Below are 13,063 nucleotides of genomic sequence, written 5' to 3'. Positions count from 1 at the left end.
GTCATTCCAGCGAAGGCTGGAATCCAGAATCTTTCAGGAGTGCACCGTTCGTTCTGCAATTCTGGATTCCTGCCTACGCAGGAATGACGGGGTTTCGAGGGCGAAGGAGGTATTACCTGGCATTTGTGCGTTTCAGCTAACCCCTAAAAACAACCCTGCTCCCGAGCCAAAACCCCCGTCATTCCAGCGAAGGCTGGAATCCAGAATCTTTCAGGAGTGCACCGTTCGTTCTGCAATTCTGGATTCCTGCCTACGCAGGAATGACGGGGTTTTGAGGGCAAAGGATGTTTACGCGGCCTCTGTGCGTTTCAGCAACCCGCTAAAAGCGGACGTGCTCCTGTGCCAAAACCACCGTCATTCCAGCGAAGGCTGGAATCCAGAATCTTTCAGGAGTGCACCGTTCGTTCCGCAATTCTGGATTCCTGCCTACGCAGGAATGACGGGGGGTTTGAGGGCAAAGGAGGTATTACCTGGCATTTGTGCGTTTCAGCTAACCCCTAAAAACATCCCTGCTCCCGTGCCAGAACCACCGTCATTCCAGCGCAGGCTGGAATGACGGGGTTTTGAGGGCGAAGGATGTTTTACCTGGCCTTCGTGCGTTTCAGCTAACCCCTAAAAACAACCCTGCTCCCGTGCCAGAACCACCGTCATTCCAGCGAAGGCTGGAATCCAGAATCTTTCAGGAGTACGCCGTTCGCTCAGGAATTCTGGATTCCTGCCTACGCAGGAATGACGGGGGGTTTGAAGGCAAAGGATGTTTTACCTGGCCTTCGTGCGTTTCAGCTACCCACAAAAAAACCGCGCTACAACCGTCAAGTCATAGCGCGGCAAAGGTCATCCTCAGTCGAAGCCAGTGGAGCTGAGGAGTCTGTCGCTCGGGTTAACTCAGGCCTGGCTATCTCGCTTCAACAACACGGCCGCCGCGCAGGCGGCAATGGCCACCAGCGGTGAGGCGGCCAGCAGCAATCCGCTCACACCCGCCCCCGCCGCCAGCAATTGCCCGGCGGCCAACGGGCCGCTCATGGAACCCAGTCGCCCCACCGCCACCGCCACGCCCACCCCTGTGGCGCGCACCGCCGCGGGATAAAGGCGCGGCGCCAATGCGTACAAAATCAATTGGCCACCCACGGCGCAGGCACCCGCTGCCAACCCGGCAACGTACAACCCTTGCAGCGACTCGACAGTCCCCAGCGCCAGCAGCGCGGCGAGCATGCCGACGTAAGCCAGCAACACGGCCAGCAAGGCCTTGCCCTGGTCCATCAGACGGCCGGCCAGCAACGAGCCGGCGACGCCGCCGATGTTGAACAGCACTTGAATGGTGGCGGTATCCAGCCGGCTCAACCCGCGCGAAATCAGCAAGGTCGGCAGCCAGTTGAGCAGCATGTAGAGAATGGTCAGGGTGCAGAAACAGGCGCCCCACAGCAGCAACGTCGATACACCCCGGCGCTGGCCGAGCAGTTGCTGCGCAATGGCGCCCACGGGCAGGGCCTGGCTCTGCCGCGTGGCCGGCGTCGGCAGCCAGCGCATCAGCAGCAGGGCAATCACCAGTGGCGCAACGCCGCCCACATAAAACACCAGCCGCCAATCGCCGCTGACGGCAAACATGCCGATCAGCGCGGCGACCGCACCACCCAACGGCACCCCGCAGTAGGTCAGGCTCACCGCCAGGTTACGCAGGCCCGGGCTGGCCACTTCCGATGACAGCGCAATCAGAATCGGCAACGCCGCGCCCATGCCCAAACCGGTGACCAGGCGCGCCGCCAGCAGTTGCTCGTAGGTGGCGCTATGGGCGGTCAGCAGGGAGAACAACCCGAACAACACCACCGCCGCAATCAGCACGCTTTTGCGCCCGAAGCGGTCGGCCAGCCAGCCGCCAAACACTGCGCCCGGCAGCAAGCCGAACAGGCCGGCGCTAAATACCCAGCCCAGGGCGGCCGGGCTCAAGTTGAAGCTGTGGGCCATGGCCGGCGCTGCAACGCCGACCGCTTGCAGGTCGAGCCCTTCGAGCATGGCGACGATAAAACACAAGGCGATGGTGCGCAGCGACGTGTCGGTCTGCGCGAATGACGTGGGCATAGAAACCTCGATTGTTATTGTTGTGTGCCGCGCCCCACCGCCGATGACGGTGGGGCGGGAAAGATCAGGCCTGGTAGCGGATGATCTGCGGCGCCTGACCGCGATACAGCGCTTCGACCAACGCACTGCGGTGCTGCAATACCGCGCGCTGGTTGAGCGAACCTTTGTCGGTGATTTCGCCGCGGTCGATGGAAGGCGGCTCGCTCAGCAGGCTGATCCATTCGAGGCGATTGGCGTTGCCGGTGGCCTGGCGATTGAGACGCTGCAGCCAGGCGGCGAACCAGGCGCGCACCCGCTCGTGGGCCACGACCTGAGCGTCGCTGGCCGCCGCCGGCAGGCCAGCCAGCACACGGCAGTCGGCCAGGCGCGGAAACACCAGCAGGCCCAGGCATTCACGGTCCGGCCCGGCCACCACCACATCCTGCACATAGGGCGCACCATCGAGCACCGCGCGGTTGCGCAGCGGCCCGACGCTGACAAACACCCCGGACGACAGCTTGAAGTCTTCGGCAATCCGGCCATCGAACATCAAGCCCAGTTCCGGCTGTGCGGGGTCAGCAAATTTCAGCGCATCACCGGAGCGGTAGTAGCCCTCGGCGTCGAACGCCTCCAGGGTTTGCTGCGGCGAACCCCAATAGCCGGCCATGATGTGCGGGCCACGGAAACGCGCTTCCAGCTTGCCGTCCACCGGCACCAGTTTGATCTCGCAGCCGGGTGCCGGCAGGCCGACGTAACCGGCCACGGCTAGCGGCCCGGTGGTGAAGGTGCAGGACGGCGACGCCTCGGTCATGCCCAAGCCCGCCATCATGCGGATGCGCTCGCCGCAGTGCTGCTCGGCCACCTTGTCGAGGCGATCCCAGATGCTTTGCGAGAGGCCGGCGGCGGCAAAGAAAAACAGCGTGGTCTTGGCAAAAAAACGCGCCCGCAATTCGCCGTCCTGCTCCAGCGCCGACACCAATTCTTCCCAGCCTTTGGGCACGGTGAGGTAGGCGGTGGGCGAGATGTCCTTGAGGTTGCGCAACGTTTCGGCCATGCCTTGTGGCGTCGGCTTGCCGTTGTCGATATACAGGCTGCCGCCGTTGTACAGCACGATGCCGACGTTATGGCTGCCGCCAAAGGTGTGGTTCCACGGCAGCCAGTCGACCAGCACCGGCGGCTGCAGGGCGAACTCGGGAAAGGTCTGCAACAGCATCTGCTGGTTGGCACAGAGCATGCGTTGGGTGGTGGGCACCGCCTTTGGCAACCTGGTGGAGCCGGAGGTGAACAGGAACTTGGCGATGGTGTCCGGGCCGGTGGCCTCGAACGCCAGGTCGGCGGCCTCGACGCTGGCCGTATCGAGCAGCTCGGCCAACGCACGGCCGGGGCGGCCGGGCAGCTCGCCACGGCTGAACAGTAGGGGCACGTCGGCCGGTAGCAGCTGCTCGATGGCGCGCTGGAACGGCTGCGCGTCAGCGGCAAACACCAGGCCGGGCTGCAACAGGCTGAAAATATGCCGAAGCTTTTCCAGATCTTTTGACAGCAACGCGTAGGCCGGTGAAACCGGGCAATAAGGCACGCCGACATACTGCGCGGCGAACGCCAGTTGCAGGTGGTCCAGGTCGTTGCCGGAAAGAATCACCAGCGGCCGCTGCGCGCTCAGGTCGTAGCTCAACAAGGCCTGACCGATGGCGCGCACGTTGGCCAACATCGCGCCATAACTCAGGGTTTGCCACTGGCCGTCGGTGCCACGCTGGGCAGCAAAAACCGCCTGCGGTTTAACCTGTGCCCAATGCACCAGACGGTCGAGTAACCGCGCGGGCAAGGGTTGCAGTTGTTCCTGCGGCCGCAGGTAAATCGTACCGTCGGCGCGCTGGGTGATGGCCACCCCCGGGCTGCCGACAGCCACTTCGCGATAGCGCACCACGGGGTCAGCGTGGCTTGCTACTTGGTCTCCATTCACGTGCCTTTCCTCTGTCCGGCGCCCGCATAGGGGCGCTGCATTGTTCTTGTTATGCCGGGTGCTGCTGTCAGATCGGATGCGATTTAAATCGGGTAATGGCGGGGGCCGTTCTGCACCGTCACCCAGCGCAATTGGGTGAAATGCTCGATGGAGGCGCGGCTGCCAAAGCTGCCGTACCCGCTGGACTTCACCCCGCCAAACGGCATCTGTGCTTCGTCATGCACGGTGGGCCCGTTGATATGGCAGATGCCCGATTCCAGCCGCTGCGCCAACGCCAGAGCGCGCGACACGTCGCGGCTGAAAATCGCCGCGGACAAGCCGAATTCCGAGTCATTGGCCAGGCGCAGCAGCTCCTCATCGCCCTCACCGCGCAACACGACGGCCACCGGCCCGAACGACTCTTCACGGTACAAACGCATGCTGGCGGTGACACCATCAAGCAGCACCGGCTGCATAATGCTGCCTTGTAAACCGCCGCCCGCTGCGAGACGCGCGCCCTTGCCGACGGCATCGTCGACCAGGGTTTGAATACGCTCACCCGCGGCGGCATCGATCAGTGAGCCGAGCACTGCGTCGGCATCCTCCGCCGGGCCGGCGCGCAACTCAGCAACCTTGGCCGCCAGCTTGCTGACAAAGGCATCGGCCACCTTGGCATCGACAATCAGGCGCTCGGTAGACATGCAGATCTGCCCCTGGTTGAAGTACGCACCAAAGGCCGCAGCAGCGACGGCGGCGTCCAGATCGGCATCCTCCAGCACCAGCAGCGGTGCCTTGCCGCCCAGCTCCAGCAACGCCGGTTTCAGCTGCCGCGCACACAGCTGGGCAACGATGCGGCCGACATGGGTGGAGCCGGTGAAATTCACCCGCCTTACCGCCGGGTTGGCGATCAGCCGGGCGACGATGGCGGGGGCGTCCTCGGGGGCATTGCAGATCACATTGACCACCCCGTCGCCCAGCCCGGCGTCGTGCAACACCTGGCCGATCAGGCGGTGGGTAAACGGGCTGGCTTCGGAAGCTTTGAGCACCACGGTGTTGCCGCAGGCCAACGGCATGGCCAGGGCGCGCACGCCGAGAATCACCGGTGCATTCCACGGCGCAATACCAAGCACCACGCCGCAGGGCTGGCGCAGGCCCATGGCAAAACTGCCGGGCACATTGGAGGGAATCACCTCGCCGAGAATCTGCGTGGTCATCGCCGCCGCCTCGCGCAACATGCCGGCGGCCAACTGCACATTGAAGCCGTACCAGTTGGCCGCGGCACCGGTTTCACTGGCCGCTGCCATGAACTCCGGCGCGCGTGCTTCCAGCAGTTCGGCGGCCTTGAGCAAGCGCAAACGCCGCTCACCCGGGGCCAGTGCGGCCCAGACCGGGAACGCGGCGTGCGCGGCAGCGACTGCCGCGTCGGCATCGTCCAGAGTGGCTGCCGCGACCCGCGACACCACCTCGCCGGTGAACGGGCTGAGGCGGTCAAAAGTACGGCCATCGGCCGCAGGCTGCGCATTACCGGCAATCAACAATGGCACGTCGAACATGGAACACCTCCTGACGTATTGGCGAGATCAGCGTTTATAGGTTTGCAGGCCCGGCTTGATGCTCTTGTCGTCGAGGAACTGTTTCATGCCCTCTTCGCGGCCGCCTTCGGTGTCCAGCAGGCGCGACTGGTCGAGCTTGGCGTACAGGTAGTCTTCGTTCTGTTCCCAGGTCAGCTCGCGGCAGCGCTTGAAACCGATCTTCGCCGCGCGCAGCACCACCGGATTTTTCTCCAGCAGGTTTCTCGCCAATTCGACGGTGGTTTCGCGCAGTTGCGCCAATGGCACGCTCTGGTTGACCAGGCCCATGGCCGCAGCTTTCTGCCCGCCGAAGGTCTTGCCGGTCATGATGTAGTACAGCGATTCGCGGTGGCCGCAGGTGTCGGCCATGGCCTTGCTCACCAGGTTGCCCGGCGGAATGCCCCAGTTGATTTCCGACAGGCCAAAGGTCGCCTCGTCGGCGCAGATCGCCAGGTCGCAGGCCACCAGCGGGCTGAAGCCGCCGCCAAAACACCAGCCGTTGACCATGGCGATGGTCGGCTTGCTGTACATACGCAGCAGCTTCCACTGCCAGTACGAGGCTTCACGACGGATTTTCTCTTGGAGAATTTCCGGGCCGGCGTCCACTTCGCGGAAGTATTCCTTGAGGTCCATGCCGGCTGTCCACGACTCACCGGCACCGGTCAGCACCAGCACGCGGGCATCGGCGTCCTGCTCGAGGGTTTCCAGCACGTCGGCCATTTCGCGGTTGAGGGTGGGGCTCATGGCGTTGCGCTTTTCCGGCCGATTGAGAATGACCCAGGCAATGCCCTCGTCCAATTCCACTTTCACGGTCTGCCAACGGCCTTCATAGGTACTCATGTCACTGCCTCATGTCTGGGTTAGATGAGGCGAAATTAAGCCGATATTTTAGTTATGTCAATTAACTATATTTGTTGAGATAACGAATCATCGGGTAAGCGGCCAGCCTGACAATTGCACTTTACTCGGTCTACAAGGCCAATTTAGAGCGGTAAGGTGTGGGTGCATGATTAATGAAAATAACTAAATATTTGCATCCGCCGTGCAGCCCACCGAAAAAATTATTAACATGCCTAACCAGTTACCCGCCCCCAGGACCTCAGCCATGCCCCGCAAACCCAAAGCCCAGGTGCCCGCGGCCGAGCCGGCGCTGCTCGACAGCGCACTGGAAAACCTGGTGGGTTATGTGATGCGGCGGGTGCAGCTGAAGATTTCCCAACACCTCAGCGCTCGCCTGGAAAGCCACGGCATCCGCCCGGCGCAGTTCACCGCCCTGACCATCATCGAACAGGCCCCCGGGCTGATGCAGGCCGACCTGGCCAAGGCCCTGGCCATCGAGCCGCCGCAGGCGGTGCTGATGGTCAACAAGCTCGAAGAGCGCGGCCTCGCCATGCGCGTGCGCAGCAATCCGGACAAGCGCTCGTATGGTCTGTTTCTCAGCAAGGCCGGCGAGCAACTGCTGAAAACCCTCAAGGACGTGGTGGTACAAAGCGACCTGGATGCCACCGCCGCCCTCGACGCTGACGAACGCCAACAGCTCTTGAGCCTGCTCAACCGCTTGTACCGGGAGGCCTGAGCACGTGTTCCGCTGGGTGCTGCTCCTGCTGGTAATCGTTTCTGGGTTCGCCAGCGCCCAGCCCATGGGCAAACCTGTGATGGCCTGCGCCGCGCTGGCCGGTGCCGACCTCAGCGCCATCGGCGGCCCTGGCAGCCAGGTGCGCAGCGCCGTCGAAAGCACTGCCAAGGACATTGCCGTGTGCGACGTCGAAGGCGTGCTCGCCCCTCACATCGGCTTTCGCCTGCAATTGCCGCTGCACAGCTGGACCGGGCGCTACCTGCAACTGGGCTGTGGTGGGTTCTGTGGAAGTATCAATTTCGGCCCGTTTGCCGCCGACGGCTGTGCTCCGTTGGCCAGCGGCGGTTTCGCTTTGGCGGCGACCGATATGGGCCACCAGAGCCCGGGCGGCGCTTTTGGCCATGATCCGCAGCAACGCGTCGATTTCGCCTACCGCGGTGTGCACCTCACGGCCCTGGCGGCGAAGCAGCTGATCGCGCGCTTCTATGGGCAAGCGCCGCGATTTTCTTATTTCAGCGGCTGTTCGGATGGCGGCCGTGAAGCACTGATGGAGGCCCAACGTTACCCACAGGAATTCGACGGCATTCTCGCTGGGGCACCTTCGTTGATTTTTGTGGTGCAGAACGGCCTTTATCATCCGTGGCAGGCCGCGGCCAATCTGGATGGGGCGGGCCAACCGATTCTGCTGGCGGCGAAATTGCCGCTGCTGCACCAGGCCGTGCTCAAGCAATGCGATGGCCTGGATGGTCAGGTCGATGGTCTGCTCAATGACCCACGCGCCTGTCAGATAGACCTCAGCGTGTTGCTGTGCAAGCCTGGTGAGCCGCCGTCGACTTGCCTGAGCAGCGCGGAAATCGCCGCCGCCCAGCGCCTGTACGACGGCCCGCGCGACCCAAAGAGCGGCGAACGCCTGACCCTCGGCGGCCCGCAGCCGGGCTCCGAGTTGGCCTGGGCCGGGCTGTTCGTGCCCTATGAGGCTGACCAGCCCACTCGCAGCCACTTGGTGGCAACAGAGGCGCTGAGTAGCGTGGTGTTCGAGCCTAATCCGGCGGCTGGATTTCGCCCGTCGGACCTGCTTTTCGAGCGCGCTACCCTGGATAAGCTGCGCATCTCCCACCCGCTGTACGACGCCAGCAATCCCGACCTTTCCGCCTTTGCCGACGCCGGGCACAAGCTGCTGCTCTGGCATGGCTGGTCGGACCAGCACATCACCCCGCTGAACAGCATTGCCTACCACGAGGCGCTGCAAAAACAGCTGGGCATGACCACCACCGAATCGTTCGAGCGCCTGTTTATGCTGCCCGGCATGTACCACTGCGGCGGCGGTGAAGGTCTGGCGCAGATCGACCTGCTCACCCCGCTGATCAACTGGGTGGAACAGGGCCAGGCCCCCGAGGTGATCCTTAGCCGAAATGCCGCCACCGGCGCCAGTCGCCCGGTGTTCCCGTATCCCGCGCTGGCCACGTACGACGGCAGCGGCAATCCCGAACAGGCCAGCAGCTATCACGCCGGTCCGCCGCTGGTGACTCCAGCGCCGGTGCGTTGGCTGGGTTCGGATTTGCTTACGCCCTACATACCGCGAGAGTGGTGAGGGCGGTGTTGGGAAGTTGCACCAACTTGACGCTGTTCAAGATCCTGAGCCACCGGCCGCTTCGTGCTGAAACAGCAGTTCGTTCAGCTAAAGCAAAAAGCATCGCGGCTGAAGCCGCTCCTACGGAATCGCACTATCTGTAGGAGCGGCTTCAGCCGCGAAGTTGTTGATCTTATTTCTGCGCGCGAAAATCCGCCCAGGCCCGGGTGCGCTCGCGCAGTACCTTGGCCGGCAGCATTTCCTCACTGAACAACTTGGCCCGCACCTGTTGCGGCGGGTAGATGTTCGGGTCTTCGCTCACAGCCTTGTCGAGCAACGGCAACGAGGCCTGGTTGGCGTTGGCGTAGTACAGCGCGTTGGTCAGTTCCGCCATGGACGAGGGCCGCATCATAAATTCGATAAAGGCTTTGCCCGCTTCCGGGTGCGGGGCGTTGGCGGGCATGGCCATGGAGTCGGCCCACAGCAGGGTGCCTTCACGGGGAATGCGATAGATCACTTCGAAGTTCTGCTTGGTCTCGACGATCTGCGCCTGGGCGGTGCTGGCATCGCCGCTGTAGGTCAGGGCCAGGCAGATATTGCCGTTGGCCAGGTCCGTGCTCAGGGTGCCGTAGCCGATATAGCGCACGTTGGGGCGCAGTTTGGCCAGCAGCTGTTGCGCCGCTTTGAGGTCGGCCGGGGCCTGACTGTAGGGCGATTTGCCCAGGTAGTTGAGGGCAATGGCGATGACTTCCTGCGGGGCATCGAGAATGGCGATGCCGCAGTCTTTGAGCTTGCTGGCGTACTCGGGTTTGAACAGCAGGTCGAGGCTGTCGAGGGGGGCGTCAGGGATGCGCTTTTGCACCGCCTGCAGGTTCATCGCTAAACCCGTGGTGCCCCAGGTGTAGGGCACGGCGTAGCGGTTGCCGGGGTCGAGCTGGGCAAATTTGCCGAGAATTTGCGGGTCGATGTTTTCCAGGCCCTTGAGCTGTTGCGGGTCGACCGGCTGCAGGGCCTTGGCCGGCAACAGGCGGCCAACGATGGTGTTGGTGGGGAACACCACGTCATAGCCAGTGCGCCCGGTGAGCAGTTTGCTTTCCAGAATTTCCAGGCTGTCGAAGGTGTCGTAATGCACCTTGATGCCGGTTTCGGCTTCGAAATCCTTGAGTGCCTGGGGGCCGACGTAATCGCCCCAGTTGAAGATATTCACCACCTTCTCTTCGGCGTGCAGCGGCAACGCCATGCCCACCAGCAATCCCAATGCGATCAGTCTCATGCCTGCCTACCCCGTCAATGGTTTAGTTGTTGTGTGAAACGGGCAGTACAAATCAGCAACGCATAGGCCGGTCTGACGCCAGCTTGAGCGGTGAGCTTCAGGACACTTGCTCGGCCTCCAGTTCGGCCCAGAGTTCCTCGGCCCATTGCTTGATGGTCAGCGCCTCTTGCCAGCGGTCCGACAGCTCCAGGCCATCGGCACCAGTAATGGCGTAAGGCGGCGGCCCCAGCTCGCAGAGAAACACACAGGTGGCAGCGGCCGGGTTGCGCGCGCGCCAGTTGGCCATGCCTTCCTTCCACCAGTTTTTGAACTGCTGCACCCAGGGCTGATGCTGGGCAAAACCGATCTGAATCTGCACCTGCTCGGCGGTGGCGATCCGCCCTTGCAAGCAGTCGGTGCGCTCGTGAATACGCTGGATAAAACCCTGGTCGCGGGCGCTGATCGGCAGTGGAAACTCGCGGTCGACCACGAAGTGCGAGAGGTCGGCGGTCAGCCGCAATTCGGGAATCGCATCCAGCACTTCGAGGGTGAAATACAGGTCGTTGAGAATGCCGTTGCGGTGGGTTTCGAAGAGCAGCTCGAAGCCGTTTTCGCGCGCCTGTTCGAGCCAGCGATTGATCAGCGGGATGGCACCAGCCACGCTCACCGGCATGACCTGGGCGATGGTGTTGACCTTGGCCGCGTTCACCTCACGGGCGAAATCCAGCAACGGCTGCATCTCGTCCATACGCCGCGGGAACAGGTTGACCATGCTTTTCAGCCGGTACTTTTCGAACAGCGGCACGGTCTCGCGGTAATAGGCCAATTCGTCGGTATTGGGGTCCAGGCAGATGCCGGCAAAGCCCGCTTCGGCAGCCATGGCGAAGTTCTCTTCATGGCTGCGTTCAGGCTCGCTCGGATGCTTGAGCTCCATACCCCACAGCGATTGAAACACCTCTAGTTTTTGCATAGGGCCGCCGTCAGAAGGAAGTCAAAAACGAAGCGGCGTTACCACCACTGATATGCCCGCTTTGCAGCAGCGGCAGATAGTCCGGCGAATCCGCCGACGGACCTTCCATCATCACCACCCGCGACACCCGAAAGCGGTGGAAACTTTTCAACTGCGCCCTGAACGGAATCAGCATGCTGCGCTCAGCGCCATACAGCTCGCGATGCAGCGCCGGCAGGCGGTACCAGGGCGTGGTCGGTTTGGCGTGGTGGGCGTTGTGAAAGCCGAAGTTCAGTACCAGCACATTCACCCAGGGATGGCGCACCGATAGCAGGTTGCTGAAGGTATGCGCCTGCTCATAAGAGCGGTCACCCTTGAAGGGTGCCGGTGCTTTCTCGAACAGGGTGGGGGTGCCGCCGTAGTCATGCTGCGGCGCATCCATAAAGCGCAGCACCGTCATCATCAGCAGGTAGGCCACCGCGTAGAGCAACGCCGCGAAGGGAAAAAAACACAGCAAAGCGGCAAACAGACTGCCGCGCAGCACAATGAAACTCAGATTGCGCAGGCGCTGACTGCGGCGCTGGGGAATGATAAAGGCACCAAACACCATCACCCCGTGCATCAGCACGTCATGGGCGGGGATATAAAACCACTCCAGCAGCTGGATGGTTTTCAGCACCAACGGATGGCGGGCGAACCATTTGTCGTACTCGAACCAGATGATGTCGGCGTTATCCACATGGTGGCGGAAGTGCTTGAAGCGGATGTCTTCATAGGTGCCGTAGCAACTGCCGGTCACCCAGGTCAGCAGCTTGCCCAGGCGGGCATTGTGCTCGTTGTTTTTGAACACCGTGTTGTGCGCGCACTCATGCAGCAGGTAGCCGGCGATGACCATCGCGTGGGCCAGCCAGAGCATGGCCAGCAGGTTGATCGCCAGGTGCGGGCTGAACAACCCGACGATACCCAGGCCATAACCCGCCAGCACATAAGCCAGGGCCAGCCCGTGATAAAGCGCCCCGCGCGTTTCCTTGAACAGCTGTAACACCCCGTTATCCTCCTGATCGCGCCCGCTGGCGGGCATCTGCATGGGGCTCAGAGTGGCAAAAAGCCCAAGCCTGGGGATATCAAAAAAACAGCATGCCTGGTATGACTGGCACGCATACCAAAACTGCGCCGAGCCCCGCCATGAACCGCTTTCCGTCCCTCGATGCGTTGCGCACCTTTATGCTGGCGGCCACCTACCTGAATGTCAGCCGCACCGCCGAAGAACTGTGCCTGACCCAATCGGCCGTCAGCCGCCAGCTCAAGCAGCTGGAAGCGCAACTCGGTGTGCAGCTGTTCCACCGCACCAACCGCGGCCTGGCCCTGAGCGATAACGGCCACCGCTACTTGCAGCAGATCCACAAACCCATGCAGCAGATCCAGCGCGCCACCGCCGAGCTACTGCCCAGCGCTCGCACCCTGGCGCTGTTTGTCGATGGTGCCTTCGCCCACACCTGGCTGGTCAAACGCCTGCCGCAGTTTCGTGCGCAGTACCCGGATATCGAACTGGAGCTCAAGCTCGGTGCCTCGATGTTCAGCCTCACCGGCAGCCAGCTGGGCGCTGGTGTCGAGGTGCAGATCATTTTTGGCAGCCCGCCATGGCCGGGTTTCACTGCCCAGCCCCTGCTGCGCATGGAAGAGTTTCCGGTGTGCAGCCCGGCGCTGCTTAGCGGCCCTGTGGCTCTTGACACGCCAGCCGACCTGCTCCATCACACCCTGATCCACGAAGGCGACCGCAGCACCTGGCGGCGCTGGCTGGCCAGCGCCAACGCCCTGGCCTATGAAAGCTCGCGCGCCACTACCGCCCACGACTCCCTCACCTGCCTGAGCATGGCCATCGACGGCCAGGGCATCGCCATCGGCGACCCGCTGACCTGCGCCGACTACCTGGCCGCCGGCCTGCTGGTCAGGCCCTTCGATCACACGGTGCCACTGAGTGAAACCTTCTACCTGGTGGTCGCCGACGACCAGCGCAGCAGTCCCAGCGTGCAGATGTTTTGCCACTGGCTGCAGGGCCTGTTCGCGCCGCTGAGCTAGCGGTAACCCGTCGCCGAGTTGCCCGATTCCTTCAACTTTCTGCGCCGGATGCGATCCACAGGCAACACAGGG

At 62.7% G+C, this 13,063-nt stretch carries 10 protein-coding genes; 3 read left to right on the top strand and 7 right to left on the bottom strand.

Annotated elements, in window-relative coordinates; translation table 11 throughout:
- Positions 1-885 precede the first annotated feature (885 nt).
- The 4 genes from mhpT to ACVW0Y_RS07430 form a co-directional block, all read right to left on the bottom strand.
- A complete protein-coding gene (mhpT, locus tag ACVW0Y_RS07445; protein ID WP_457437160.1) occupies positions 886-2,076 on the bottom strand; it encodes a 3-(3-hydroxy-phenyl)propionate transporter MhpT in 1,191 nt (396 codons plus the stop codon).
- Between the two features lie 64 nt (positions 2,077-2,140).
- Positions 2,141-4,015: a feruloyl-CoA synthase gene (locus ACVW0Y_RS07440; protein WP_457437158.1), complete on the bottom strand. Its 1,875-nt coding sequence runs from the start codon at positions 4,013-4,015 to the stop codon at positions 2,141-2,143.
- A gap of 83 nt (positions 4,016-4,098) precedes the next feature.
- Positions 4,099-5,547 carry an aldehyde dehydrogenase gene (locus tag ACVW0Y_RS07435; protein ID WP_457437156.1) on the bottom strand — a complete coding sequence of 483 codons (1,449 nt, stop codon included), beginning with the start codon at positions 5,545-5,547 and terminating at the stop codon, positions 4,099-4,101.
- A gap of 27 nt (positions 5,548-5,574) precedes the next feature.
- Entirely contained in the window at positions 5,575-6,405 is an 831-nt protein-coding gene (locus ACVW0Y_RS07430) for a p-hydroxycinnamoyl CoA hydratase/lyase (RefSeq protein ID WP_108095351.1), read from the bottom strand.
- A gap of 265 nt (positions 6,406-6,670) precedes the next feature.
- On the opposite strand from ACVW0Y_RS07430, the gene ACVW0Y_RS07425 reads away from it, so the two are divergent.
- Both ACVW0Y_RS07425 and ACVW0Y_RS07420 read left to right on the top strand, forming a co-directional pair.
- Complete coding sequence (locus ACVW0Y_RS07425) at positions 6,671-7,141, top strand: MarR family winged helix-turn-helix transcriptional regulator (RefSeq protein WP_457437154.1); 471 nt, start codon at positions 6,671-6,673, stop codon at positions 7,139-7,141.
- A gap of 4 nt (positions 7,142-7,145) precedes the next feature.
- On the top strand, positions 7,146-8,732 hold the full coding sequence (locus ACVW0Y_RS07420; protein ID WP_457437152.1) for a tannase/feruloyl esterase family alpha/beta hydrolase: 1,587 nt from the start codon (positions 7,146-7,148) through the stop codon (positions 8,730-8,732).
- Between the two features lie 172 nt (positions 8,733-8,904).
- On the opposite strand, the gene ACVW0Y_RS07415 is transcribed toward ACVW0Y_RS07420, so the two are convergent.
- The 3 genes from ACVW0Y_RS07415 to ACVW0Y_RS07405 all read right to left on the bottom strand — a co-directional run bounded on the left by ACVW0Y_RS07415 (position 8,905) and on the right by ACVW0Y_RS07405 (position 11,999).
- The gene (locus ACVW0Y_RS07415; RefSeq protein ID WP_457437150.1) at positions 8,905-9,984 is read right to left on the bottom strand and encodes a polyamine ABC transporter substrate-binding protein; all 1,080 of its coding nucleotides are present in this window, start codon (positions 9,982-9,984) and stop codon (positions 8,905-8,907) included.
- 97 nt (positions 9,985-10,081) lie between these two features.
- Positions 10,082-10,933 (bottom strand): sugar phosphate isomerase/epimerase family protein, encoded by an 852-nt coding sequence (locus ACVW0Y_RS07410; RefSeq protein ID WP_457437148.1) that lies wholly within the window; start codon positions 10,931-10,933, stop codon positions 10,082-10,084.
- Between the two features lie 10 nt (positions 10,934-10,943).
- Entirely contained in the window at positions 10,944-11,999 is a 1,056-nt protein-coding gene (locus ACVW0Y_RS07405) for a fatty acid desaturase family protein (protein ID WP_457437146.1), read from the bottom strand.
- Between the two features lie 98 nt (positions 12,000-12,097).
- On the opposite strand from ACVW0Y_RS07405, the gene ACVW0Y_RS07400 reads away from it, so the two are divergent.
- On the top strand, positions 12,098-12,991 hold the full coding sequence (locus ACVW0Y_RS07400; RefSeq protein ID WP_457437144.1) for a LysR substrate-binding domain-containing protein: 894 nt from the start codon (positions 12,098-12,100) through the stop codon (positions 12,989-12,991).
- Positions 12,992-13,063: the final 72 nt, after the last annotated feature.

This window comes from Pseudomonas sp. TE3786 (assembly GCF_054057335.1).
The sequence above is the reverse complement of the archived record's forward strand: the minus strand, read 5'-3'. Positions and strand labels throughout refer to the sequence as shown.